This is a genomic window from Bradyrhizobium sp. MOS001 (assembly GCF_004634465.1).
In the GTDB taxonomy this organism is placed as follows: Bacteria; Pseudomonadota; Alphaproteobacteria; order Rhizobiales; family Xanthobacteraceae; genus Bradyrhizobium; species Bradyrhizobium barranii.
This window is the reverse complement of sequence record NZ_SPVJ01000003.1, coordinates 381,304-406,748: the sequence shown is the minus strand read 5'-3', so window position 1 is coordinate 406,748 and position 25,445 is coordinate 381,304. Positions and strand designations below refer to the sequence as shown.

Below are 25,445 nucleotides of genomic sequence, written 5' to 3'. Positions count from 1 at the left end.
ACCATCGTTCTGGATACGGGCCTCCATGGTCGCGCTGCTGGTTGCGACAAGCTGGCCGGCACGCGCCAACGACTCGGCTGCGGAATTGTCGATCGGCGGGCTCCAGTTCGTACGCACCAATGACGTGGCCATGGAGAGCGAGAACCTTCGTATCGCGCTCGACAGGATTAGCGTTCGCTATCAATTCGCCAACGTCACCGCCAAGCCGGTCACGCTTACCGTTGCCTTTCCGCTGCCCGACATCGACCTGTCGGAGGCTGAGAACATCGCACTGCCGTCAAATGATCCGATCAACTTCGTCGACTTCGAGACCAAGGTCGATGGCAGCCCGGCGCCGCTGACCGTCGATCAGCGCGCCATGGTCGGCAACAAGGATGTCAGTGCCCTGCTCCGCGAACTCAAGTTGCCGCTGCTGCCGATTGGTAACCGCGAGATCCGGGTGAACGACCTGCCCGAGGCGACCCGGGCCCGGCTCGTGGACGACGGACTTCTGATGCCTGCCGGAATGAGCGACAACGGTCGGCAGCAGTACGCGCCAAGTTGGGTTATCAAGACCTCGGCTGTGCGCCAGCAGGTGTTTCCGCCCATGCGCACCGTCTTGGTCGAACACCAGTACCGGCCGAGCGTCGGCTCCAGTCCCGACACCATCCTGCGCTCGAGCCTGCGCCGCAGTGGCGCACTCGCTCAGGAAGTCGCGCGTTACAGGAAAGAATACTGCGTCCAGGATACGTTCCTCGCCGAACTCGACAAGCGCGCGGGCAGCAACCAGACCAACAGCGCGAAACTGCAGGAGCGGCGCATATCGTATGTGCTCAAGACCGGCGCGAATTGGGCCGGGCCGATCCGCTCATTCAAACTGACTATCGACCCAGGCGGCAGCGACCGTTTGGTGAGCTTCTGTCCCGGGCGGCTAAAGGCATCGTCCGCTACTGGAAACATGCTTGAATATACGGCAAGCGACTTCAAGCCAGATGCCGACCTGAAAATCCTGGTGATCGGAACATTCTGAGCGTGCTGGTCAATTGGTGAGCAGTACGTAGCGCGCGGCCGCGATGACAGTCACCTTGTTGCGCTGAGCCTCGCTTAGCGCCTGCAGAAAGAACGTGTCGGCAGCCATCGGTCGCGGCTGGCGCAATGAGTCCAGAACCTGCGGAACCGCCACGACCAACAGCAATTGCGGACCGCTCGCGCGCGCTGTCGGGAGCGTAAACGAAAGTGAGTCGATGCCCGGCTTCAGAAGGTAGGAGAGGCTCTGGACTTCGCCGCGATCCGACACCATGAGCAGCTCCACCACGCGGTTGGCAAAGTTCTCAATGGTCCCATTAAGGGTTTCGCCGCCCTTCAGCTCTGTCGCTGACAGGGTGATGCGTGGCATTCGCGCCTGATCGCTCCCGACCTGACTCAAGAACTTGACGGCTGGGCATTGCGCCTGGGTCACTTGCCTGACGCCGACCGAAGCTTCGAAACCCTGCTCACGCCGAAACGCTTTGTCGAAGGTGTCGAATGGGGCGGTCGAGGCACCGAACCCTTCGATGACAGCCGCATTTGGGCTCACAGCAATCGGCAAGACAAAGAAGCAGTCACCGCCAGAATATTGGGCCACGTATTTGCGGATGCGCTCAGCTCGCCCCGGCCCATCGAGCGCCGGAGACGGCGTTGCCGTCGGCTGCGCGGACAACTTCTCTGTCTCTTGGCGTCCGGGCTGTGGTCCAGCGGGCTCGACCTTCGGCGGCACCATTGTTCCAGCGAGTTTCGGAGGTGGCGGCAAGACCGCGGTGCCGGGCGCTGACCAGACCAGCTTGTAGAAGGCATATCCGCTACCGCCGACCAGCAGCAACAATGCCGCCACGCCCGCCCCCAGCCAGAGGCCGCGCGCACTCCGCGCGGTCGACGGCATCGTGCCCTGCGACGGCGGCGCCGCGCTTTCCGGCCGCCGTAGCGGATCGAAGCCATATAACGGCGCGGCCGGTGTCTGGGCCGAACCGGTTGGCGTCCAGCTGGCGACCTCCCCCATGGTCGGGCGCAATGCCGGATCAGGCTGCAGCATCCGCTCCAGCAAAGGCCGGATTCGCATATCAACCGCACCGAGATCGGGCACACGCCGGCGCTTCTCCACCAGTTGAAACTGGCTGCCGCCCATGTCGAGTTTCTGCCCGGTCAGCGCATGGAACAGCACAAGACCGAAGCTGTAGACATCGGATTTCGCAGTCACGTCATTGCCGTACAACCCAACCTGTTCCGGCGATGCGTAATTGTCCTTGCCGGCGAAGCCCGAGCCGATGATGGTCTTGTCACCCATCTGGGTCGACCGGGCGATGCCGAAGTCGATGATCTTGGCCCGCCTGACGTCGTCGAGCGGAACGATGATGTTGTCCGGAGAAACGTCACGATGGATGATGCCGTGCTCATGGGCGGCCTCCAGTCCCGATGCGACGCGCTGCATCAGCCTGATCAGCGCCTCGAAGGCCAACGGCCCATCATCGAGCATGTTCGAGAGCGAGCGGCCATTCACGAATTCCATCGCGAGATAAGGTCGCTGCAGCACCGGCTCCACGGTAAACAGGAAGTAACGAACGATCGCGTCATGCGGAAGATTGTGGAGTGCCGCGGCCTCTCGACGGAACAGCGCGAGCGCCGCCTCGTTGTCAACCATGTCGGGCAGCAGCATTTTCACCGCAACAGGCGATCCAGTCTGGATCTCACGGCATTTGTACACCTCACCCATGCCGCCCGCGCCGATCACCGCTTCGATCTCGTAAATGCCGTTGAGACGCGTGCCGGGCGGCACGCCGTGATAGGACGATCGGAACGGATCGTTCGGGGTCATGGTTGCGGCTCCCGATTGAGCGGAGATCTTGTCGCCTCCTGAGATCGTGGCGTCAGCAGTCGCACGATCACAATCGTCACGTTGTCAAGCCCGCCACGATCAAGAGCCAGCGCGAGCATGTCATCGCAAGCCGCCTGGGCGCGTCGCGTAGCCACGTGCTGCAGGATCTCGTCGTCCTGCACGTGCCTGGTCAGGCCATCGCTGCAGATCACGAAGATATCCTCCGGCTCGGCCGGGCCTGTCACCACCTCAAATTCCGGATCATCGGCGACACCGACGGCACGAGTAATGGCATTGCTCGGCCAATCATTCACGTCTTCGCGCGACAGAGCACCTTCGGCGATCAGTTCCTCCAGTTCGCTGTGATCGTGCGACACTTGGCTAATTGCGCCACGACTGATCAGGTAGACCCGGCTGTCACCCGCCCATATGCAAGCGTAGTAGCTATCGCGAACGAGCAGAACCGCCGCTGTGGTCCCGACGGTGGCACCCTGTCGTTCATGACTTAGCGCCAGTATCTGCTGGTTTGCGCTGAACAGCCGCTCCTCGCATTCCGCCAGCAGGTCTGCGGCTGATTCTGGCGTGCCGATCGCGTCAAGCGACTGCACGACAATGCGACTGGCGAGATCGCCGGCCTCGTGACCACCCATACCGTCGGCGACCGCCCAAAGGCCGACGTCGGTTCGTACCAAACATGAATCCTCGTTCCGCTCCCGCACCCGTCCGGCATGGGTGACGCTACCAACATCGAACAAGGATGGAATATGCACCATCGCGTGTCATCCATTCCCGGATGCCGCGTGGCCGAGATCACCGGTCAGCAGCGTGATGTAGTGAAACGGATCTGGTAATCCGCGGCAACTCAGCGCCATTGGCGGAAAGCCTTCCCCTCCGGCGGTCCACCAGAAGCTAGCCGCGGCGTAGACCTGTGGGTTGGTGGCGCAAAGTGCTGCAAACGACCCCGCGAAGGCGTCGACCGCCGAGGCCCTTCCCATTGCCGCAGCACCCAGCGACGTGATCGGCGGATCGCCGGCGATGGTCTCCTGCAGTCGTGGCACCGCAAGCCGATCCAATGCATCGGAGATCTGCTCGAAGGTTGCGGCCCGATCCAGGGTCGAAAGCATGAACGCTTCCACTTGCCCGAACCATTCGTCCTGCGGATCAATGCTCGGCGGCGGCAGCGAGACGGCCTCGCCGGTCACCGCATGCAGGGTCAAGGGATAGTATCGCCCCACCCCGTCGAGCGAGGGCATGATCGCACCCGCCACTGTCGTGCCGCAGATCGCGGCGCCGAGCCAAAACCGCCAGACCGGAGCGGTCAGAAAGGCCTGCTGCCATCCTGGGCCAAGCTGGTGGCGACTTGCTGACAGCGCGGCCTGTACCCACGGCTCCCAGGCTTCCAGGAAGCTGCGCGGGGTCGCGATCGCGATGAAATCGCGCTTGGCGCCGATCTTGCCGAATAGCCCGCAACGCATGGTCATATCCCGGTCGGGCAACGAAACTCGCGCAGCACTGACAGGTTCAGCGGGTTGCGCAACGACCCAGTCGAAATTTGATAGTTGAGCTCGCGCCCCGCGACGATGAAAGTCGCGCTGGCCGTTTCCGCTTTCACGACCAACGAGCCCGCCTCCAGCATCCGAAAGAGCGACCAGGGACCAATGCGCTCAAGCACGGATGGCGCGCCGGTGTCGTTACTAACTGAAATTGCCGTTCGCGGCGCCGGGCCCGGCCATAGGACGGTCGTTGGCGAGTTGCTCTGAGGCGGTGGTGATGGCGGTGGCGTCGGTTGCGGACCGCCGAACAAGGACGACGTGGCCGGTCCGGGAATGGTTGGGCTCGCAATCGTGGTGCCGCCGATCTCGGTCTTAACGGTCACGCCTGGCCCCGGTGCCCCAGGAGGCCGGATCGCGAAAGAAACGGCGGGCACACCGCCGCCCGTCTGGAAGAACGCATCCCGGATATAGGCCGCATTCTGGAATTGTTTGAGCGTGTCGGGCGAGAACGACCGACCAACGGGGCTCTCCTTGCGCCAAGCCCAGTCCGACCGCGACGTGTCGGCATAAGGTGCCAGGTACTGGGTGAAGAACTTGTCCATAACGCCATTCGGACTGAACAATTTGGCAAAATCCGCCAGCGGGACTTCCTGGCCGCTGCTGCGGACAAACGGGTAGCGGTTGGTCACAGTCTGTTGGCAGACCGGCGTGACCTGATCGCGCAACGCTTGCAGGATTTGCCCGGCGGTTGAAGCCGCGATGCTGCCTTCGAACTCCGCGGCTGCTGCGCGCAGCATGTCGGAGAACGGCGGCGGCATGCGCGAGGCATTGTTGCGGAGCGCTGCGACCTGGGTCTGAAGCGCAGCCGTGGCCTGTGCTGTCAGTTGGGGATTCTCGACGATCAACGTCAGGTTCTGCGCGATGTCGTTCAGGTTCGCGACGGTCGAGTCGATCGGCCGGCGGGTGCTCTCGCCTTCGAGCGCCGCGTGGTAAGGTTTGAACTGCGCCTCGATCGTCGCGCCAGGCGGTCCATCCTGGGCATTCGTGAAGAGTGCCGGCGCCGGTGCGGCAGCTGGCGCCGAAGCATTTGCCGGCTTCGCCCGTTCCTTGGTCAGCACCGTCTCGTCGCGCACCGATTCCAGAATTTGCCGCATCGGCGAGGTCGGCGCCGAAAGCGCCCGCAGCACCTCGTATTTCGGCTTGTCGGCGAGCAGCTTCTTCAGGCGCAGGCTCCCGAGCGCCGTTCGCCAGGTCGTCACGAAATCGTTGGAATAGATGTTGAGCAGATCGCCGGCCAGATTGTCGTACTGCTGGTCGATGGCCGACTGCTGGCCTGCATCACCCAAGACCCATCGCTCCCGCTTCATCCGCTCAGACAATCCGGACAGCCGGGCGACGAACTTCTGATGGAAGCCGTTATACGTGAAGAACTCAGGTACCCGCACCGCGTCCAAAGGCTGCCCTGTCGTGGTTTCGAACACGACACCCATGTCAGGTCCGCCATGGCGGCTAGCGATCCAGTCGCCAGCGGTCGATGCGCGAGCCTCCGATTTCAGAAACTCGTAGGCACGTTGCGACACGCTCAGGCGCGCCAAGGAGCTCTGGGCCTGCTTGATCAACCGGCCGTCGAGTTCGACCAGCGGCGGCTGCTCGGTCTCGAGGTCGAACATTGCCACGAGGTTCTCGTCGAGCAGACGCCGCCCTTCCGCGTTGGTGGCGCCAGGATAGAGGTTGTCCGCCCAGTCACGCTGCATCCAGGAGCGGATCAGCTCGCGGTCCGGCGACTGCAGGCCGCCGACCATCAGATAGACCTTGAGCGCCTCGTAGACGAAGGCAGGTTCGTTGATGCGCGCATTGAGCTGCTCCTCGAGGCGATACAGCAGGCGCGGCCGGAACATGCGCTCAAGCGCCGTATGATAGGCCGCCTTCGACGGCGACAGCAGCCGGGCGTGCTGACTGAGCCCGTAGCGAGCCGACAGAGGCACCGACTCGCCGCGCGATCCGTAGCCTGCCGGGGCGTTGCGCAGCCGGTAGAGTAGCGGCAGCACCTTGTCGAGATCATGATCGGCAATCAGCGTCTGCCTGATAAGTGGAGCGCCGGCGGCCGCATACTCGCTATCCGCCTGCAGGCTTTGCTCGATCAAATCGGAGTTCCGCTTGTAGCTCATCAGCCAGGCTGCGATCAGTCCGATCGAGACCAGGCCAATCAATGACAGGGCCGCGGTTTTCAGGATCAGCGCGCGGCGCACCGCGGCACGGTCGGTCGACACCCAGTCGGCCTCGCCGATGATGACCTTGGAAATCAGGTCGGCGAGGAAGAAACTCTTGCCCGCGCCCGAATAGGATCCGGAACCGACCTCCTCAGCGCCGAACGTACGTGCCAGCGACCCGATCAATTGGTCGATCGGCGTGCCCTGCTGCGTACCCGAGGTAAAGTAGAAACCGCGCAGATTCGCGTTCACGTGATAGCGCGTCGGCTCGAAGATCTGGTTGAGGAAATCGTGGATCTGGGGCTTGAGCCGCGCCATCTGTGCCGGAAAGCCGAACAATTGCACGCGGTGCTGGGGCGTCGGCTCGTCCTGCAGACGGTCGAGCGTCTCCTCGCTCAGGCGCTCCAGCAGACGGTCGAACTCGACCGGGATCTGCCCCACCAGATTCTGGGTCTTGTCTGCGGTCTGGAACGTGGCACCCCAGACTTGGCGGCGGCCGGCCTCGCCGAGATAGGCGAAATACTCGGTGAAGCCGGCAACGAGATCGGCTTTGGTAAATAGCGCGTAGACCGGGAAGCTGACCTTGAGTCTCTGATGCAACTCGAGCAGGCGCATCCTGATGGCATCGGCGTGAAGTGCGAGTTCCTGCTTCGGCAGCGTCAGGATGTCTTCGATACTGATGGCGACAAGGACGCCGTTGATCGGCTGGCGCGACCGGCTTTTCTTCAGGATGTCCAGGAACGCCAGCCAGCTGTCCTTGTCGGCCTTGCTGTTGGAGTCCTGGGTCGTGTAGCGGCCGGCGGTATCGATCAGCACCGCCTCCTCGGTAAACCACCAATCGCAGTAGCGCGTACCGCCGACCCCCGCGATCGCTGCGGGCGTCGCCCCGCGCGCGAGCGGAAATTTGAGCCCGGAATTGACCAGCGCCGTGGTCTTGCCGGCGCCGGGCGGACCGATGATGACGTACCACGGCAGATCGTAGAGATAGCCCGACTTGTTGCCGCTGGCGGTCTTCAGCGTCGCGAGCGCATCCTTCATGCGCTCCTTGAGCACCGGTTCATCGCTGACAGGCTGGTCCGCACCAGCGATGCCATCGGCAATCTCCTTGGCACCCTTGCGCCGCTTGAACAGATTGAGGCCAACGACGCCTGCCACGACCGTGGTGAGCAGCAGAATAGCGATCTGCCGGACGATATGGTTCTCCAGCGGTCGCCAGTCGCCGAACGCGATGAAGGGACCGGCGAGATAGATCACCGCTCCGAGCGAGCTGAGCCCTACTCCGTAGAGAACGATGCGAAGAATGTCCTTGGCAAGCATCTAACCGTACCTGTTGCAAACCACCTGACCCGGCGGTATCCGCCTATTCGCTGCGTTCGATAAAGATCTCGACGCGCCGGTTCTTGGCGCGTCCCTCGGGTGTCGTGTTGCTACCGATTGGCGCATCTGCTCCTTTGCCCTCGACGTCGACGCGCGAACCATCGGTCAAGCCAGGCTTCAATGCCGCGGCAACCGCCTTGGCACGCTCGACCGACAACTCGAAATTTGTCGGGAAGCGGACTGTGCGGATCGGCGAACTGTCGGTATGGCCGACGACCCGGATCCGTCCCGGCTCCTTGTCGAGGGTTGCCGCGACGCGGAGTGCGATCGGCTTGAAGCCGTCGAGGATGGTCGCCTGGCCCGACGCGAACAACGCCAGGTCGCAGACCCTGATCACGATGAAGCTCGGGGTCTGGTCCGCCGTCATGGCACAGGCGGTGTTCTCCTTCGCGAGCGCGTTGCGGATGCGTTGCAACTGGGTGATGCGATCCGGTGGCGGCGGGGGCGGAGGCGGCGGCGGTGGTGCAACGACCTGGCGTTTGAGCTCGATCGGGCCGGCCGGATGGAGCGCGAGCGCCACCTCGGCAGCATTCTCTGCACGGCCAGCGAGGAGCGTCCGCAGGACGAAATAGGACCCGGTCAGCAGCGCGGCGACGACGGCCGCGACGAGCCAGACCGGAACGCGCAGACGCTGCCGGCGCCCCGCCAGCGCCTGTCCGCGCCAGTTGGGCGACAGGTCGCTCATCGTCTTCGGCCGGACCCGGCGCAACAATTCATAAAGGTTACGCTGGATCAGCTGCAGGTTCGCAAGTCCGCCCCCTGACGTCCGGTGAATGCCCTGAAAACCAAGCGCAAGGCAGGCGTGCTGAAGTTCGAGGACGGGATAGTTGACCAGTGGATCAACCTTCAAATGGTCGAGGATCTCGAAGAAACGGACGCCGCCGACACGCTCGCCGAAGAACCGGCTCAGCATCGAATATTGCGTCCAGACGTGGCGCTCCTCGGTCGGGATGTGCTGCACGATATCGTCGGCAGTGGCACACAGGATGTATTTCGCTGTGTTGGCCTGGTGCTCGGATATGCCCGCGGAACGGATGTCCTTCTCGAAGAACTTGATCGCGTCTGCAACCTGCTCCATCAAACTCGCGAACGACGCGCGCATGAGCGCCACCCGCAACCGACCAAGCAGCTGCAGCAACGGGCCCGCAGCGCGCATCACTGGATTGGCATTTGGCGCGACGAGATCGTCGACGCGCAACGGCGGTCCTGGCGGTAGCATGGGCTGCTGCGCCTGGGCTTGCGCGGGTGTCGATATCCATTCCTCAGCGGGATGGCTGGCCGGCGCGGAGGCGTAGTTCGAGCCCTGCGGGACAGGAGAAAATGATGGCGGTGGCGCCGGCGCGCCGGGAGAGGGTACCGGTGATGGCGAATAGCCTGGACGTGCCGCAGGCCCCTCGCCCAGCGGCGGCTGAAAGGTCGGCGCCGGCGGCAACTTCCCGCCGGGGTTGGGACGGATGATCGTCCGTTCGCCCCGACCGAAAGGATTGACCGGCTTGTCCCTGTCGCTCATGGCCTGTCTTCCAGGATGGCCCAAAGATACAGCTCAAGCTCCGGCCAGTCGCCGGAGAAATGCATTCCGATCGAGGCCGCCGTGCTGAACTCGGGCCACAGCGGCGACTTGCGGTCGAGATAGAAATAGACGTGATCCGTGATGGCCCGGATGTGCGGCGGCGGCGTCGGCAAATGCGCCAAGGTCAGGCCCGGCAGGTTTGCGTGCACGATCTCGTTCATCTTGGTGTTCGGCCCGACCTTGAACAGATGCGGGAAATCGTTCTGGATCTCCACGAGCGGCCGCCGTGCGGCAACCTCCAGCACCAGGGTCGCGTTTCGGAATAGCGCTCGATCGCGGATCGGCGACACGAACGCATTCTGTGCGCGCTCGATGATCTCCAGGCGGATCGCCCGCCGGCCCAATCGCGCGCTCAGGAAGTCCTGGATGTCGCTCACCAAGGGTGTGAAGACGTTCTCGAGATCGTCGTGATCGTAAGCCGGATAGTTGCGCGCCCGCCGTTCCGCCGTAGAAAATGTCGCAAGTTCACCCGCGAATCTCAGCAATTCCTCGTACAGGCGCTCGGGGTGCACGCTGCCGGAGCGCTGGAAATGAGTCAGGACGGGAATGGTACGGTTCAGCACTTGCAGGACCAGATAGTCGACGCTCTGCAACCCACCGCCGGATGACGGATCGACCGCGTAACGCGCGAGCTCGTCGAGTTTGGTCTCGACCCAGCCGATGATGCGGTTGAGCCAGCCATCGATGATCGGATGCGCGGCGCAGATCAGCATCGGCGGCACGAATTTATCGTCGAACAGGATGTTCTTGTCGCGCACCTCGAGAATGCGCGCGATGCCGAGCCCCATGTATCCGGGCTTGCTGCTCTTGCGCAGTTCGAACGACAAGCGCGGATAGGCGATGTCGATCTCTTCCTCGATGCGTAGCGCAGAGGTCGAGTCGATGAAGGTTTCCGAACTACGAACATAACGACTGGCGCTGTCGGTGCGATCCTCGTCGACCTCGCGGGTGTTTGGCGCCGCGACCGGCATCATCAGCCAGACGACCTGGCCTGCGGCCGTCTCCGGCACGTCGATCGCTTCGGGAATTTGGCTGTCCGCTGGGATATCGAACGGCGTACCGTCCGGCATGACGCCGGACGCATTGCGCACCGCGAACTTGCTCTGTTCGGTAAGATCTTTGTCGATCTCCAGCTGGGCAAAGCCCCACGGGTATGGTGTCGTGTAGCGAACGCGCTTTTCCAGCAAGTGTTCGATGTAGCGGTCGTTCTGCTGCAGATGATGCGGCCGCAGAAACAGACCTTCCGACCAGAAAACTTTGCTGTACCAAGACATTCCTACATCCACTTAGAAATTGTCGGCAGCCGCGTGGTCGCCGATAGTTTACTTTGAACCGGGCTTGTCACCGCGGTCGTAATAGTTCGAGAAATGCAACATAAAGGTTTCGATCGGCGCGCTGTTGTCGCGACCAAGATGCGCCTTCCAGCGCGTCAAGAACTCGTCCCAGAGTTTGCCCTTGTTCGTGCCGAGCCAGGAGCTCGCGCCACGCTGAAGCTCGAGCTCGCGGGCCATCAGCGTCGGATCTATGCCCGCAATCAGCTCATGGACAGCGTGCTGCATCGCCATGTAGGTCTTCAACTGATGTGACTTGAGATCACTGAAGCCCTGTGCAAAGGCGCGCTGTGCGTCGAGGTAGCTGCGCGTCGGCGGCCCAAAGAGAATGCGCATCGCTTCTTCCGAGGTCGGCGAGAACTTCAGCGGATTATTTTCGAGGGCTTGGACGGTGGTTTGGCTGGTGCTACGGGTCAGTTGCTTGGCTTGGGTCCGCGCCTGCAGCAGCGCCATCAGATTATCCACGGTCATACGCAAGATGACGCCAAGCTGTTCGGCGAGTTCGGCATCGGACTTGCTCGCAAAGAAATTGTCCGGCAATCCTGCAGCGCGCGCCACCAGTCGCGCGAACTCGGTACCGCCGACTGGCTTGGCCGTGACAGGTCCCTCGTCTGCCGCTGGCGCCGGGCGCGATGGCGATGCTGGCGGCTGGGCAGCGGCTGGTTCATCATCGATCCATACCGACGGCCGGCGTGGGGTCGGCATGATGGGCGGGCGCTCGACTTGCGGTTTCGGCGCGTTGGCTGGACCGGCTGCCCAGTTCATGTCGTCGTCCTGCTCGGACGGTTGGTACGGAGACGCCGGCTGTGACCGTCGGAACGGGTCTACACCCGGTGCCGGGACGCTCGCCGCCCAATCCAGGAACCCCGGATTGACGGGCCGCGCAGCCTCGCGTGGCTTCTTCAGCAGTTGCGGATCGATCGGCGGCGGAACGTCACGATCGGCTGTCCAAAGCTCTCCATAGTCGGCATGCTGCTGGACCGAGGGTTCGCGCAGTTGCGCCTCATGGTTTGGGCTGCCCCCGCCAGCCTCATTCTCCAGCGAAACTCCGATGATGTAGTGGCCGATCGTGAGTCGGTCACCGTCGCGCAAGCGGTGCGGCCCCCGCATGCGCTGGTCGGCACCGTTGAGAAAGGTGCCGTTGGTCGAAACGTCGTGCAGCCAATAGCCACCGTCGCGAAAGTGCACCTCGCAATGCTTTCCGGAAATCGTCCGCGCCGGATCCGGCAGCGTCCAGTCGAGGTGACGGTCCCGGCCAATATCGACTGAACGCCTGCCGGTGACCGTAAACGACACAGGTCCGCCATCCGGAAGGTTCGGTTCGTTCTCGATATTAAAGCGAAGCACCATCACATCGTCTCGTTAGCGCGGAGGGCGCGGTTCGCCGCGAGCCAATTGAATACCATCCTCTAGGCATGACGTCATTATCCGGTCCCGGGAGTCACGGGGGAGCCGGCAGAGGCCGATCAGCAGTGCTGCACGCACCGCCCGCGCGGCCTGATCTGGCTTAGCTTCCACGGGCGCAAATTCCGGGGGAACCACGCTTCCGCCGGACCAGCCGGCCGCCAGCGCCAGCCATGTCGCCGGCTGCTCAGGATCATTGGCATTGCCGACAGCCAGCGCCTTGTTCCGGGACTGCTCGTCCGGTTGCCGGACCCAGGTCTCCACAATATTCAGCGACCTGGTATCGCTGGCGTCGAAATGGTCGAACATCAGTTGCAGAGAGCGACATCCCCAGGCAACTGCTACGCGCCTGGGAAGCAGATAGGCACAGTAAGACACGGCCGGGTGCCAATTCCGCGCATCGGCGGCCTCCTGAAGGAAGTCCAGCGAAGGCTTGTCAGCGTCGGCTTTGCCGACATCATAACGCGCCAAGGGATAGGCCTGAAACAGATCCTGAACCGTACCGAACCGAACTTGTCCCATGACCGTCAACCAACAAGGGTTGGAGTACCGTGGGCGACCAGCGGACCACCGGCAGCAAGCGCCATACCGGCCTGCGCCGTCATGGCGATCGTCGGCGCGTTGATGACGATGCCCGCCGGGGTCAGGATGATCTGACTAGGACCCACCTGCAGGGTGATGTTGGCATTGGCCATGAGCGTGATGCTGAGGCCTGCATTAACAGACTGGTCCATGGCCAAAGTGATGTGCTGACCACCCAACTGGATATCGAGCTTATCATTGCCGTTCTTGAGCGTGGTGTTGCGCGTGTCGCCGCCAAATGCAGCTTCGCCGATGGTACGTGTCTCGGTGTCGCGGACCGTTACGTCGTGGTCCTTCTCGGCATGCACCGTGATCTTCTCGGATCCCTTCTTGTCCTCGAAGTTCCACTCGTTGAAGCCGCCGCCGCCTTTGGTGGAGTCCGACTTCAATCCCGCAATCGTCTTCTTCGACGGCAGATCGTAGGGCAGCTTGTATTCGTCGTTGTACACGGTGCCGATCACCAGGGGCCGGTCCGGATCCCCCTCCAGGAATTCGATAACGACTTCCTGTCCGACGCGTGGGATGATCTGACCGCCCCAGCGCTTGCCAGACCAAACCTGAGCCACGCGCAACCGGCACGACCGCTTCTTCTTCCGATCCCAGAAAAAGCGGACATAGATTTCGCCCAGGGACTCGACGTCGATTTCCTCGCTCGAATTATCGTCTTTGGTCACCACCTTGGCCGTCTGGATGCCGTTGATTCTTGGCTTCGGCGTCATCATCAGCGCTCGAAACGGCCGATCGCTCGGCAAGAACTCGTAGCTGCCGAAATAGACGTGTTGCCCTGCGTCGCTCGGACCGCCGGTGCGATAGGATTCGATCGAGAACGAGTGCACAGCTCGCACCACGAGATATTCGACGTTCTGCGAGTCCTTGGAGTGCTTTTCGAGCTTCGTCAGCCCACCGGGGAACAGGTTGACGGCGTCGCCATTGCCGCGGCGACGCCGATCCATCGCCTGCTCTGCCTGGAGCTGGATCTTCGCGTAGCGCTCGCCGTCGGATTTCTCCTTGAACTTCCCGGGATAGTCATAAAACTCCATCTCCGACCGAGTGTAATGCTCGGAGCCCTTGGCGTCGCTGATCATCTGAGCGTTGGGCTTCTGATAGTTGTAATCGTTGAGTTCGATCTTGCCGGTACGAAATCGTCGCTCCGATACCCATTCATAGATGTGCTGCTCGCCGCGCCGGTCGGCACCCGCCAGCGGGATGTAGGGAATCGTAGCAAGACCATTGATCGGACTGTGCGACGATTTGGAGTCCGCCAACACCAGCGTGTGCTTGCCGCCCTCATGCTTGAAGAAGTAGTAGATGCCGTGCTGCTCCATCAGCCGGCACACGAAGTTCATGTCGGTCTCGCGGTACTGAACGCAATATTCGAGCTTCGGACAAGAACCCTCTTCGGTCAGTTTGGATTCATAGTCGGTGAAGCCGCGTTCGTTGAAGACCTCTTTGATGATGTCGGGCGCCTTCTTGTCCTGAAAGATCCGGCAATCGGTGGTCCGCGACAACAGCCATAACCAGGGCCTCAGCACGATCCGGTAGCTGAAATAGTCGTTCTTCACCCCGAGCCACTGGGCCTCCGTCAGAATGCCGCTGAACTCGCGCTCCTTTTCATGCAGCTTTATGGTCAGCGTGCACTGCTGACCGATAGCGCGGTCGAAGTCGAGGTCGGCATCCTCACTGAGACACTCGATGCGATACTCGAACAGTTCGCTGAGACCTTCCGAGCCTTCGAATCCGGCAAAAACCAAAACGTCCTTGCCAAGAGGCGTCTTGAGTTCGCAGAGGCGGGTATCCTGCGTAAGCTGGCCCATGTGGGCTTAAACTCCCTCCTTCGATCGAATGACCCGCTGCAAAAAAGCTGATCAGACGTTATGCAAGAACGACGGAAATCCTGCGTGCCGCCGGCTGTGCCGGCAAGCCCGCCCCAGGGCTGGGCTTCCTGACGTTCCACAACGGCCGCCAAAGAACTACCCCGGGCCATCAAGTAGTCGGCTCCAAGAGCTTGCCGGTTCACGCGAAAATGGCATGATCTTCGGGAATGAACCAAGGTCGGCAGGCATCTGACCCATAGGTATAGATTCCGGATCATGCGCCCCCGCGCGATCCCCTAGTCGCCACGGGCTCGGCAGCGGGGCCGTGAACGAGCAGATGGACGGTCCGCATATGCTTGACGTCGCCTCCCTGACGCAGCCCATTGCCGCTGACGATCCCTGCGGGCCGGATCTCGACGCCATCGGAGACGTCCAATATCTGAACTTCTTCGCAGGTGCGGAATCGCTGCTACCGATGTCGTTCTTCGAGGTCGTCAATGCCAACGGAGAGCGTGGACGCTTCGATCCAAAGGCAGTCGATTTTGCCGGCCAGTTTGCCGCCGCGCAGCCCATTCTGGCGCGTACCCGCGATCTGCGCCTGAACCTGCTGCTGGCCAAGTTTTCAATCCTCAACCGCGATCTCGACGGCTTTCTCTGCTGCCTGAAGGCGACCAACCTGCTGCTGCGCGAGCAGTGGGAGGCGGTGCATCCGAAGGGCGAGGACGGCGACTACGCACTTCGCGCCGTCACAGTCGAGGCGATCGACGTGTTCCCGACCGTGATCAACCCGCTCCAGTTCCTTCCCCTGATCGAGAACCGCAGACACGGCAACCTCAACTACCGTGCCTACCAGATCGCTCAGGGCGAAATTCCCGCCGGCGACGCCGACGCCGACGGCCCTGATCTGGCGGCCATCGAGCGCATCGTCAGCGAGACAGATCTCGACACTCTCAAGGCAACCAGCGGGCGGTGCTCCGCGGTCGCTGCTGAAATCGCGGGTATCAAGCAAACCTGGCACGAGAGGTTGAACGCGGGGCAACCGATCAGCCTCGACAGGCTCTCTGGCTTGGTTAACGGCATGGCTGCCTGGCTTGCGGGTCTTGTCGCGTCGCGCGATCCGGCCGCGATCGCCGCAACCGCGGAAGATGTCGGACCTGTCGATACACAGGCGCCGTCAGACACGACCGGTGTGGTGACTTCATCCGCACAAGCATCTGCAGCGCTTGCAGCAGTGGCAGGCTATTTTGCCCGAATGGAACCGTCCAACCCGGCACTGTTGCTGGTGCGTCAAGCGCAGGAGATGGTTGGCAAGTCATTCATTGAAGTCATGCGGATGCTGGTGCCTGCGCACGTGGAGAGCGCTGCGATCAACATCGGGCGCGACAAGGTCTTCGACCTGCCGATCGAACGGATGGCGGAACTCGCCACGTCATTCTCATCGACGGCCGAGAACAACACCCAAGATATTGTATTTTCAGTGGAAAGCAGAGCGCAAGCCTTGGGCCTGCTGGCAAAGGTGGCGTCGTTTTTCCGAGCCGCAGAGCCGTCCAGCCCCATCCCCTTTTTGGCAGATCGCGCGCGCGACCTCGCGCAACGAGACTTTCTCAGCCTTTTGAATGATGTTCTTCCTGAGGGAGCGCTTAAAACAATCGACAGATCGCATTGAACCCAGCTTTCGCTCGAGGGCACTAAATGGACACAAGGATGTTTGCCGACCGCAGCAACTTGAAGTCCCCTAGCCGATCTGCGTCGCGCAAATTCGACGTCTAAAGCGATTTCGTAGTGAGGGAACCATGGCTACAGATAGCGGTCAAAAATTCATTCGTCGAAATCGCGCACCACGCGTGCACATCACATACGAAGATCCTTACGACGCCGAGCGGCTGATCGAACTGCCGTTCGTCATGGGCGTCCTCTCCGACCTTTCCGGCAATAACCCCGGCGTCGAGAAGGCGAAGGTCGAGGAGCGCAAATTCCTCGAGTTCGACATGGACAATTTCGACAGTCGCATGGCGGCAATCCAGCCCGGTGTGACGGCGCGCGTCGCCAATCGTCTCAGCGACGGATCAGACGAAAAACTTTCGGTCAATCTGCGCTTCAACAAGATGGCCGACTTCACTCCCGTGGCCGTCGCCCGCCAGGTGCCGGCTACAGCCAAGCTGCTCGAGGCGCGCGAACAACTTGCCAACCTGCTGCGCTACATGGATGGCAAGGTAGCCGCCGAGGATCAGCTGAAAAAACTTCTGGCCGATCCTCAACTGATGGCAGCGCTTCGGGAACGCGCGATCAGCCAGTCGACCGAACCTGGCACCGAGAGCTAAGGAAGGAACGGGGACCATGGCAAAAGAAGCTGTTCACAAAGAGAGCACCACCCAGGTCAAGACCGTCGAAGCTGACGAGTTTGCCACTCTGCTGAAGCAAAGCTTCAAACCGCGCACCGAGCGCGCAGCGACCGAGGTCGACAACGCGGTATCCACGCTCGTTCAGGAGGCATTGAAAGACTCGAGCGTCATCAAGTCGGACGTGCTCGACACTATCGAGGAGATGATCGCGCGGATCGACCAGAAGCTGACCGCGCAGATGAACGAGATCATTCACGCACCCGAATTCCAGGCGATCGAAAGTACCTGGCGGGGCCTCCACTACCTCGTCTTCAACTCGGAGACCGACGCCAACCTCAAGATCCGGGTCATGAACGTCTCGAAGAACGAGCTGTATCGTAATCTGCGGCTTTACCCCGATGCGCGCTGGGACCAGAGCCCATTGTTCAAGCAGATCTACGAATACGAGTTCGGCCAGTTGGGCGGCGAGCCGTTCGGCTGCCTTATCGGCGACTACTATTTCAGCCACCTCCCCACCGACGTACAGTTGCTGCGCGATCTCAGCAAGATCGCCGGCGCCGCACACGCCCCCTTCTTCAGCGGCGCCGAGCCGACGCTGATGGGAATGGACTCGTGGACCGAATTGTCCAACCCTCGCGATATCGGCAAGGTGTTCGACACGCCGGAATATGCCGCATGGAAGGGACTGCGCGACCAGGACGACTCGCGTTATCTCGGCCTGTGCATGCCGCGCGCGCTGGGTCGCCTCCCCTACGGCGCGAAATCGGAGCCTGTGGAGGAGTTCGCCTTCGAGGAGGAGACAGACGGGCACACCGGCGACAAATACGGCTGGATCAACGCCGCCTATGCGATGGCGGTCAACATCAACCGCGCCTTCAAGGAGTTCGGCTGGTGCACGCGTATCCGCGGTGTGCAATCCGGCGGCGAGGTCATCAATCTGCCGACGCACACATTCCCGACCGACGACGGTGGGGTCGATCTGAAATGCCCGACCGAGATCGCCATCAGCGATCGCCGCGAGCACGAACTTGCAAAGGCGGGCCTCATCCCGCTGATCCATCGCAAGAACACCGACAAGGCCGCCTTCATCGGTGCCCAGTCGCTTTACAAGCCGAAGAAGTATTTCGGCGAGAAGGGCGTGGATGCAACCGCGTCCGACAACCTGTCGTCACGTCTGCCCTACATGTTCGCAGTGTCTCGCTTTGCGCACTATCTGAAGTGCATGGTTCGCGACAAGATCGGATCCATGAAGGAGAAGGATGAGCTGACGGTCTGGCTACAAACCTGGATCAACGAGTACGTTGATGCCAACCCAGCCCTATCGTCAGAAGCTCAGAAAGCGCGCAAACCGCTGGCCGCTGCGAAGGTAGAGGTCATAGCAAACGAGGAGAACCCGGGATATTACAACGCGCGCTTCTTTCTTCGTCCGCACTTTCAATTGGAAGCGATGGATGTCGGCCTCAGTCTGGTTTCACGCCTGCCAGGTCCCAGCTCCTGACGCTGCAGCATCGCAACCGTACACACAGAAATTTGAGAGGACCATGCTATGGCTGTCGACATCTTCCTGAAACTCGATCCGATCAAGGGCGAGTCGCTGGACGACAAGCACAAAGACGAAATCGATATTTTGAGTTGGTCGTTTGGCGAGAGCCAGACCGGTACCTTCCACAGCGGATCGGGCGGCGGCGCCGGCAAGGTCAGCGTGCAGGATCTTCACTTCACGCACTTCGTTGACAAGGCCACGCCGGAACTTTTCAAGGTCTGCGCAAACGGCAAGCATATCGACAGCGCGATCCTGACGGTCCGCAAGGCCGGCGAAAACCCGCTGGAATATCTCAAGATCGAGATGAAGCAGGTTCTCGTGACGAGCGTATCGACAGGCGGATCGCACGGCGAAGATCGCCTTACCGAAAACGTGAGTCTGAACTTCGCGAAGGTCAAGATGATCTACAAGACCCAGACGGAGAAGGGTGGCGCCGGAGCTTCGCCGACGTTTGGCTGGGATGTTCCTGCCAACAAGGAATGGGCCTGATTGTCGGCCCCTCGCCTGGCGCCGGTTGCGATTGGCGAACCGGCGCCAAGCGGTGCGATTTTGATCGCACCTCTCGTCCGGCCCGGTTGCGGGCCCGAAAGCCTGCTGGGCGACGCCAAGTCGGACACCAACGCGCGCCCCCCGGGATTGCATGCGAGTTGGGCGTCATGGGGACCGTGAATGACCATTGCACGAAAGAAGGATCGGCTCTCTCCCCCACTGATGCTGGCATTTCGCTCAGCCCATGAAGCGCGCGACGCACGCAAGAAGCTCAATCTACGCGATGAGTCTGGCGAGCGGGTCATTGCAGGGCGGCGGAGCGCGGGCCGATTTCCAATCTCGGAAACGTTGCTCCGGCGCGAGGTCTCCCATGACCTCGAAACGCTCCTCAATACCATTGCCCTGGAATCGACCCTGGATCTGAACGGCCACGATTGCGTCCGAACCTCAATCCTGAACTTTGGCTTCCCTGATATTGCCCACCGTTCGATCGACGAGGTCGCCGACGACGAGCTCACCGACGCGTTGCGCGAGACGCTCACGACTTATGAACCGAGGCTCGATCGCAACACCATCCGGGTCCGACGCGACGGCTCGGTCGGCCCCGAGCAACTCAAGCTGCGCTTCATCGTTCACGCCGACCTGAAGGCCGAGCCGCTCAACGTCCCCGTGGAGTTCGTCGCCGACGTCGACCTCGACAGCGGCGATATCCAGATCAACCGACTTTAGCATGAACCGCGAATTCCTGGATTTTTACAATCGTGAACTGTCACTGCTCTACGAGCAGGCCGGGGATTTCGCCGAAGAGTATCCCGGCATCGCAGAACGCCTCGGTGGGCTGATCCGGGATCGCTCTGATCCCATGATCACGGGATTGCTGGAAGGTGCCGCATTTCTCGCCGCTCGCGTTCAGCTCAAGCTCAAGCACGAATTCCCGGAATTCACTGCAAACCTGCTCGAGCAACTGGTTCCGAATTACCTTGCCCCGACTCCGTCGGCCATGCTGGTCACGGCACGCCCCCCCTATGCCGACCCAGCGCTACGCGATGGCAAGAAGATCGCGCGCGGCGCCTATTTCGACGCCACCTATCGCGAGAGAGAACGAAGTCTCTCCTGCCGATTTCGACTTTGCCGCGATATCGCTCTTTGGCCATTTGACGTCACCGGCGCCGAATACTTCTCGACGGCAGGCGCGCTGCAGGCGCTCGGGATTCCCGTCGGCGGCGACGTCATCGCCGGGCTCAGGCTGTCGTTGACCCACCGTACCGCGGCCCGGCTCGATGAGGAGCTGCCGGACGCGGAGGCCAGGGCCAAGCCGGAAACCTGGTTTGCAGGCTGCCGCACGAGCGAACTTCCGATCTACCTTTCAGGCGCGGAATCCGACGCCATTGCGCTTTACGAGCAATTGATCTCGAACTGCAAGGGCGTCTACTTCCGGCATCTCGATGATTTCGGCGATCCGGTGGTGACTCGTGCGCCCCATGACTGCGTGCAGCAGATTGGTTTCGACGAGGACGAGTCGCTGTTTCCCAACGACAACCGGGTCTTTCGCGGCTCGGAGCTGCTGCGGGAATATTTCATGTTTCCACGCAAGTTCCTCGGCTTCAACCTGACGGGACTTCGCAGCGTGATGCCACGGCTGCGCAGCAAATCGATCGATATCGTCTTCGCTTTCGATGAACACAATTCACGGCTTGCCGCCGCGGTGCGGCCCGATACCTTCAGGCTCTATAGCGCGCCGGCAATCAACCTGTTCGAGAAGACGAGCGATCGCATCCCCGTCAAGTCGAATACGCACGAGTACCATGTGGTGCCCGATCGCAGCCGCTATCTGGAATACGAACCGCACCAGGTACTCGAAGTCTACGCGCACTTTCCGGCCGACAAGGACAAGCGGCCGGTGCGCCCGCTGTATTCGGCCGCCGTCGACCGGACCAGCGGATCGGTCGAGGGGCTTTATTTCACCGTTCGACGGTTGCCCCGGCGCCGCACAGTGGGAGAAAAGACGTACGGCGCATCATCGGACTACACCGGGACGGACATGTTCCTGTCTCTGCTGGAGCCCGGTGAACTTAGCGGCGAAGGTGCGGTCGCCGAACTCAGCGTCCGGGCGCTGTGCTCCAACCGGCATCTCACCGAACACTTGCCGGTCGGCCAGGGCGGCGCCGACTTCCGCCTGCTGGACGATACTTCCCTTGATCTGATGTGCGTCGCCGGTCCCACCCGACCACGCGAACCGATCGTGGCCCAATTGCGCAGCCGCAGCGAGATCGCGAACAGCGGAATCGTCAGCTGGCGGCTGATCAACATGCTGAGCCTGAACTATCTTGGCCTCGTCGAGCGCGGTGGCGGCAAGAACGCCGGAGCCCTGCGCGAAATGCTGTCCTTGTTCGCCGATCAGTTCGACGACGCCACGGAACGCAAGATCCGCGGCGTGCGCAGCATAGAAAGCCGGCCGGTCGTACGGCGGGTGCGCGAGCGCACCGGCAGCGGCGCAGCGCGCGGCCTGGAGATTACCATCACGCTCGACGAGAAGGCATTCGAGGGCAGCGGCGTGTTCTTGCTCGGAGCCGTGCTGGAGCGCTTCTTCGCCGACTATTCGGGCTTCAATACCTTCACACAGACGGTCGTCTCGACGTCGGAGCGCGGCGAGATCATGCGTTGGCCGCCGCGCATGGGCACGCGGAGACCTCTATGACGCTGATCGACCAGATGAAGGCGGAGCCCTGGCGGTTCGATTTCTTCAATACGCTGCGCCAGCTCGAGCGCGCCAACTCGGATCGACCGCGGATCGGTGACAGCGCTGCACGCCGCGAGGAGTATATCGACCTCGGCCAAGTGCCTTATCTGGAGTTCCCCGCCTCCAACCTTGCGGCCGTCGACGACGTGGGTGGCCGGCTCAGGATACTCGTCAAATTTCTCGGTCTCCTGGGGCCGCAGGGCGCGCTGCCGCTTGCCACCACCGACGAGAGCCTCAGTTGGTGGCTGATGCGGGATGACGCCTTCCCGCGCTTTCTCGATCTGCTCAACGGACGCTTTCTGCAACTCTTCTTTCGCGCCTGGGCCGATGCGCGGCCGATCGCTCAGCACGACCGTCCGGCGGATGATCGCTTCATCGCCTATGTCGGCTCCTTCGCCGGCCTCGGCTCCGACGTTTTCGCTGATCGAGACACCGTACCGGACATGGCGAAGCTCAGCTTTGCCGGACTGATCTCCCCCAGAGCGAAGTGTGCGTCACGGTTGACGCGGTTCCTGCAGGGGCTGTTCGACGTCAAGGTCGAGATCGACGAATTTGTCGGCACCTGGCTGTCATTCGACCCAAGTCATTGCAGCCGGCTCGGCGGAACCCATGCCAGGCTCGGCCGGGACGCTCTTCTGGGCTCACGCGTGTTCAGCGTCGAGGACAAGATCAGGGTGCGGGTCTTTGTCAAGAATTTTACCCAGTACGAACAGTTCTTGCCGACCGAAGCGCGCAACTTGTCGGAGCCTCTGGCGGACGCCGTGTTCTTCTATATCGGCGACGAATTGGAATGGGAGGTGGAGCTCGCCATTCCAGCGGGAGAGGTCGTCCCGGTCAGGCTCGGACAGAGCGGACGACTTGGATGGACCACCTGGGTCTCGCCGAACTGGACTTCCACGGAAGAATATCGCCGCGATGCCCGCTTTCAGCTCAGCGAGCGCTTGAGCGCCCGTCGGGCCGCCGCAGCCGATGCCCCGGCGATTTGAACCTATCCGTAGCGCCGATTGCCTAAAGCTATGGGATTCGATGAAATTTCCGCTTGATGCCAGGCATCCGCGGATGGATTAAGCAGGAGGATCCGCCGTGACCGACATCAGCATTGAGGCTGTAACGGGCAAGCTGAACCGGGCCGGCTATGATGCCTTCATACAGGCCCTGCGCCACGCAAAGAGCGCCGGCAATCGCAACGTCGAGCTAGCGCACTGGCTGTTTCATATCCTGCAGCAGGAACGCAACGATCTCAGCCTCTCGGTCGATCATTACAAGCTCGACCGGGCACGCTTGTTGTCGGACCTTGCCGGCGTGATCAATGGCTTTCGTAAGAACGAAACCGACATGCCGGGCGTCGCCAATCCGGTCATCGATCTGCTCGATCGGGGCTGGCATTATGCCACGCTCTTCTTTGGCGAGACCCAGATCCGCACCGGTCATCTGCTCGTGGCGGGCCTGAAATCGAATGATATTCGTCGCACGCTGAACAACCTCTCGCAGGAATTCGCCAAGGTCAACGTCGACGCACTCGCCGCGGAGCGCCGCAATGTCTGGGCCGGCTCCGACGAGGAAACCATGCGGCCGATGGACGGTTCGGGCCTGGTCGGCGCAGGCACGGAAGGCGCGGCCCAAGCGGGTCCCAAGGGGACGACGCCGCTCGACCGGTTCTCCCAGGATCTCACCGCCAAGGCCAAATCAGGTGAGATGGATCCGATCCTTGGCCGGGACGAAGAAATCCGCCAACTGATCGACGTGCTGATGCGACGGCGGCAGAACAATCCAATTCTTACCGGCGAGGCTGGCGTCGGCAAGACCGCAGTTGTCGAGGGATTCGCCCAGCGAATCGCCGCCGGCGACGTGCCGCCACCGCTCCGCGGTGTAAGGCTTTGTGCGCTCGACATCGGCCTGATGCAGGCCGGTGCTTCCATGAAGGGTGAGTTTGAGCAGCGCTTGCGCTCGGTGATCGACGAGGTCCAGAGCTCACCCACCCCGATCATACTGTTCATCGATGAAGCCCATACATTGATCGGCGCCGGCGGCGCGGCCGGCACCGGTGATGCGGCCAATCTCCTGAAACCTCCTCTCGCCCGTGGCACGCTGCGCACGATCGCCGCCACCACATGGGCAGAATATCGCCAGTATATCGAGAAAGACCCCGCGCTCACACGACGCTTCCAGCCGATCCAGATCGATGAACCGGAAGTGGAGACCTGCTGCATCATGCTGCGCGGACTTCTCGGTCCGATGGAAAAGCACCACGGCGTTCGCATCTCCGATGCTGCGATCGTCGCAGCGGTCAACCTGTCCCACCGCTACATTCCTTCACGGCAGTTGCCGGACAAGGCGGTCAGCCTGCTTGATACCGCCTCGGCGCGCGTGGCCATCAGCCAGAGCGCGACGCCAGCCCTGATCGAGGATGCACGCGTTGCGATTACCGCTCGTGAAGCCGAGAAATCGGCACTCGTCAGCGACAGCGATCTTGGGCTTAAGGACAGCGACCGCATCACGGCGATCGACAACGACATTGCGGCACTGAAGGACAAGCTGACGAACCTCGAAGCCGATTGGGCCGCAGAGCAGGAACTCGTCAAGGACATCCGGAGCATCCGGGAGATTCTGTCCCAGCCCAAAGAAGGCGAAGATCCGGCTGCCAGGCGCGCGGAGTTGCGCGGCAAGTTCGACACACTTGAGAGCATCCATCCGGAGAAGCGGATGGTCTATGCCCATGTAGACCAGCAATCGGTGGCGTCCGTTGTCTCTGACTGGACCGGCATCCCGGTCGGCCGGATGATGCGCGACGAGATCGAAACCGTGCTGAAGCTACCGGAGATCCTCAACCGCCGCGTCGTCGGCCAGTCTCATGGGCTGACGATGATCGCCAAGCGAATCGAGACCAGCCGCGCCAAGCTTGACAACCCTTCCAAGCCGATCGGCGTGTTCATGCTGGCTGGTCCATCCGGCGTGGGCAAGACTGAAACCGCCCTGGCGCTTGCCGAGACCCTTTACGGCGGTGAGCAGAACATGATCACGATCAACATGTCGGAGTTCCAGGAAGCGCACACCGTCTCGACCTTGAAGGGTGCACCTCCCGGCTATGTCGGCTATGGCGAAGGTGGACGCCTCACCGAGGCTGTCCGGCGCAAGCCCTACAGTGTCATCCTGCTCGACGAGGTGGAGAAAGCTCATCCCGACGTCCACGAGATCTTCTTCCAGGTGTTTGACAAGGGAACCATGGAGGACGGCAACGGGCGGCGGATCGACTTCAAGAACACCTTGATCATCCTTACCACCAACGTCGGCACCGATCTGATCATGGGCCTCTCGCGCGATCCAAAGTATCGCAACGAGCCGGAAGAGCTCGCCAAGATGCTGAGGCCGGAACTGCTGAAGGTGTTTCCCGCAGCGCTGCTCGGACGCATCGTCTCGATACCGTACTTCCCGCTATCCGACGAGATGCTCGCCGGGATCGTTCGGTTACAGCTCGACCGGATCGGACGACGCCTCCGCGACAATCATAACGCGTCCTTCGACTACGATGACGCGGTCGTGGAGCACATTGTGTCACGTTGCAACGACCCGGATTCCGGCGGGCGAATGATTGACAACATCATCACCAACACCCTGCTCCCGGAGCTGTCGCGCGAGTTCCTCAGCAAGTCGCTTGCCAAGGAAGAAATCAAGCAAGCGCGGGTCTCGATCGAGAACGACAAGTTCGCATATTCGTGGAACTGA

At 61.7% G+C, this 25,445-nt stretch carries 18 protein-coding genes; 9 read left to right on the top strand and 9 right to left on the bottom strand.

What is annotated here, in order from left to right; all coding sequences use genetic code 11:
• The first annotated feature begins 25 nt into the window (after positions 1-25).
• Positions 26-1,009, top strand: a complete 984-nt coding sequence (locus CT676_RS07525; RefSeq protein ID WP_167767973.1) for a DUF4424 domain-containing protein — start codon at positions 26-28, stop codon at positions 1,007-1,009.
• A gap of 9 nt (positions 1,010-1,018) precedes the next feature.
• Here the strand turns inward: CT676_RS07525 and CT676_RS07520 are convergent, their stop codons facing one another.
• Genes CT676_RS07520 through tssI form a run of 9 tightly spaced genes read right to left on the bottom strand, consistent with a single transcriptional unit; the run spans position 1,019 to position 14,608 of the window.
• Positions 1,019-2,827 carry a serine/threonine-protein kinase gene (locus CT676_RS07520; RefSeq protein ID WP_135214243.1) on the bottom strand — a complete coding sequence of 603 codons (1,809 nt, stop codon included), beginning with the start codon at positions 2,825-2,827 and terminating at the stop codon, positions 1,019-1,021.
• The gene (locus tag CT676_RS07515; protein ID WP_135214242.1) at positions 2,824-3,600 is read right to left on the bottom strand and encodes a protein phosphatase 2C domain-containing protein; all 777 of its coding nucleotides are present in this window, start codon (positions 3,598-3,600) and stop codon (positions 2,824-2,826) included. Before CT676_RS07515 ends, CT676_RS07520 begins: the two co-directional genes overlap by 4 nt.
• A gap of 6 nt (positions 3,601-3,606) precedes the next feature.
• Positions 3,607-4,308 carry a type VI secretion system-associated protein TagF gene (gene tagF / locus CT676_RS07510; RefSeq protein ID WP_135214280.1) on the bottom strand — a complete coding sequence of 234 codons (702 nt, stop codon included), beginning with the start codon at positions 4,306-4,308 and terminating at the stop codon, positions 3,607-3,609.
• The gene (gene tssM / locus CT676_RS07505; protein WP_135214241.1) at positions 4,305-7,847 is read right to left on the bottom strand and encodes a type VI secretion system membrane subunit TssM; all 3,543 of its coding nucleotides are present in this window, start codon (positions 7,845-7,847) and stop codon (positions 4,305-4,307) included. The genes tagF and tssM overlap by 4 nt, the downstream gene beginning before the upstream one ends.
• A gap of 43 nt (positions 7,848-7,890) precedes the next feature.
• Positions 7,891-9,417, bottom strand: coding sequence for a type VI secretion system protein TssL, long form (tssL, locus tag CT676_RS07500; RefSeq protein WP_135214240.1), 1,527 nt, complete (start codon positions 9,415-9,417; stop codon positions 7,891-7,893).
• Complete coding sequence (tssK, locus tag CT676_RS07495; RefSeq protein WP_014493496.1) at positions 9,414-10,751, bottom strand: type VI secretion system baseplate subunit TssK; 1,338 nt, start codon at positions 10,749-10,751, stop codon at positions 9,414-9,416. Before tssK ends, tssL begins: the two co-directional genes overlap by 4 nt.
• A gap of 48 nt (positions 10,752-10,799) precedes the next feature.
• Entirely contained in the window at positions 10,800-12,158 is a 1,359-nt protein-coding gene (tagH, locus tag CT676_RS07490) for a type VI secretion system-associated FHA domain protein TagH (RefSeq protein ID WP_167767972.1), read from the bottom strand.
• A gap of 12 nt (positions 12,159-12,170) precedes the next feature.
• Positions 12,171-12,734 carry a hypothetical protein gene (locus CT676_RS07485; RefSeq protein ID WP_135214238.1) on the bottom strand — a complete coding sequence of 188 codons (564 nt, stop codon included), beginning with the start codon at positions 12,732-12,734 and terminating at the stop codon, positions 12,171-12,173.
• 5 nt (positions 12,735-12,739) lie between these two features.
• A complete protein-coding gene (gene tssI / locus CT676_RS07480; protein ID WP_135214237.1) occupies positions 12,740-14,608 on the bottom strand; it encodes a type VI secretion system tip protein TssI/VgrG in 1,869 nt (622 codons plus the stop codon).
• A gap of 352 nt (positions 14,609-14,960) precedes the next feature.
• Here tssI and CT676_RS07475 point away from each other — a divergent pair, with 352 nt between their 5' ends.
• The 8 genes from CT676_RS07475 to tssH all read left to right on the top strand — a co-directional run bounded on the left by CT676_RS07475 (position 14,961) and on the right by tssH (position 25,445).
• On the top strand, positions 14,961-16,274 hold the full coding sequence (locus CT676_RS07475; RefSeq protein ID WP_167767979.1) for a type VI secretion system ImpA family N-terminal domain-containing protein: 1,314 nt from the start codon (positions 14,961-14,963) through the stop codon (positions 16,272-16,274).
• Between the two features lie 127 nt (positions 16,275-16,401).
• The gene (tssB, locus tag CT676_RS07470) at positions 16,402-16,929 is read left to right on the top strand and encodes a type VI secretion system contractile sheath small subunit (RefSeq protein ID WP_028150766.1); all 528 of its coding nucleotides are present in this window, start codon (positions 16,402-16,404) and stop codon (positions 16,927-16,929) included.
• Positions 16,930-16,945: 16 nt separating this feature from the next.
• The gene (tssC, locus tag CT676_RS07465; RefSeq protein WP_028150765.1) at positions 16,946-18,448 is read left to right on the top strand and encodes a type VI secretion system contractile sheath large subunit; all 1,503 of its coding nucleotides are present in this window, start codon (positions 16,946-16,948) and stop codon (positions 18,446-18,448) included.
• Between the two features lie 48 nt (positions 18,449-18,496).
• On the top strand, positions 18,497-18,982 hold the full coding sequence (locus CT676_RS07460; RefSeq protein WP_014493489.1) for a type VI secretion system tube protein Hcp: 486 nt from the start codon (positions 18,497-18,499) through the stop codon (positions 18,980-18,982).
• A gap of 180 nt (positions 18,983-19,162) precedes the next feature.
• The gene (gene tssE, locus CT676_RS07455) at positions 19,163-19,711 is read left to right on the top strand and encodes a type VI secretion system baseplate subunit TssE (RefSeq protein WP_094184183.1); all 549 of its coding nucleotides are present in this window, start codon (positions 19,163-19,165) and stop codon (positions 19,709-19,711) included.
• A 1-nt stretch (position 19,712) separates the two neighbouring features.
• Positions 19,713-21,680, top strand: coding sequence for a type VI secretion system baseplate subunit TssF (gene tssF, locus CT676_RS07450; RefSeq protein ID WP_135214235.1), 1,968 nt, complete (start codon positions 19,713-19,715; stop codon positions 21,678-21,680).
• The gene (gene tssG / locus CT676_RS07445; protein WP_135214234.1) at positions 21,644-22,708 is read left to right on the top strand and encodes a type VI secretion system baseplate subunit TssG; all 1,065 of its coding nucleotides are present in this window, start codon (positions 21,644-21,646) and stop codon (positions 22,706-22,708) included. Before tssF ends, tssG begins: the two co-directional genes overlap by 37 nt.
• Positions 22,709-22,805: 97 nt before the next feature.
• Positions 22,806-25,445, top strand: coding sequence for a type VI secretion system ATPase TssH (tssH, locus tag CT676_RS07440; RefSeq protein ID WP_063981813.1), 2,640 nt, complete (start codon positions 22,806-22,808; stop codon positions 25,443-25,445).

Excerpts from the sequence above, each read along its gene's own strand:
- CT676_RS07525 (WP_167767973.1), top strand. The coding sequence starts at position 26 with ATGGTCGCGCTGCTGGTTGCGACAAGCTGGCCGGCACGCGCCAACGAC.
- CT676_RS07520 (WP_135214243.1), bottom strand. The coding sequence starts at position 2,827 with ATGACCCCGAACGATCCGTTCCGATCGTCCTATCACGGCGTGCCGCCC.
- CT676_RS07515 (WP_135214242.1), bottom strand. The coding sequence starts at position 3,600 with ATGGTGCATATTCCATCCTTGTTCGATGTTGGTAGCGTCACCCATGCC.
- tagF (WP_135214280.1), bottom strand. The coding sequence starts at position 4,308 with ATGACCATGCGTTGCGGGCTATTCGGCAAGATCGGCGCCAAGCGCGAT.
- tssM (WP_135214241.1), bottom strand. The coding sequence starts at position 7,847 with ATGCTTGCCAAGGACATTCTTCGCATCGTTCTCTACGGAGTAGGGCTC.
- tssL (WP_135214240.1), bottom strand. The coding sequence starts at position 9,417 with ATGAGCGACAGGGACAAGCCGGTCAATCCTTTCGGTCGGGGCGAACGG.
- tssK (WP_014493496.1), bottom strand. The coding sequence starts at position 10,751 with ATGTCTTGGTACAGCAAAGTTTTCTGGTCGGAAGGTCTGTTTCTGCGG.
- tagH (WP_167767972.1), bottom strand. The coding sequence starts at position 12,158 with ATGGTGCTTCGCTTTAATATCGAGAACGAACCGAACCTTCCGGATGGC.
- CT676_RS07485 (WP_135214238.1), bottom strand. The coding sequence starts at position 12,734 with ATGGGACAAGTTCGGTTCGGTACGGTTCAGGATCTGTTTCAGGCCTAT.
- tssI (WP_135214237.1), bottom strand. The coding sequence starts at position 14,608 with ATGGGCCAGCTTACGCAGGATACCCGCCTCTGCGAACTCAAGACGCCT.
- CT676_RS07475 (WP_167767979.1), top strand. The coding sequence starts at position 14,961 with ATGCTTGACGTCGCCTCCCTGACGCAGCCCATTGCCGCTGACGATCCC.
- tssB (WP_028150766.1), top strand. The coding sequence starts at position 16,402 with ATGGCTACAGATAGCGGTCAAAAATTCATTCGTCGAAATCGCGCACCA.
- tssC (WP_028150765.1), top strand. The coding sequence starts at position 16,946 with ATGGCAAAAGAAGCTGTTCACAAAGAGAGCACCACCCAGGTCAAGACC.
- CT676_RS07460 (WP_014493489.1), top strand. The coding sequence starts at position 18,497 with ATGGCTGTCGACATCTTCCTGAAACTCGATCCGATCAAGGGCGAGTCG.
- tssE (WP_094184183.1), top strand. The coding sequence starts at position 19,163 with ATGACCATTGCACGAAAGAAGGATCGGCTCTCTCCCCCACTGATGCTG.
- tssF (WP_135214235.1), top strand. The coding sequence starts at position 19,713 with ATGAACCGCGAATTCCTGGATTTTTACAATCGTGAACTGTCACTGCTC.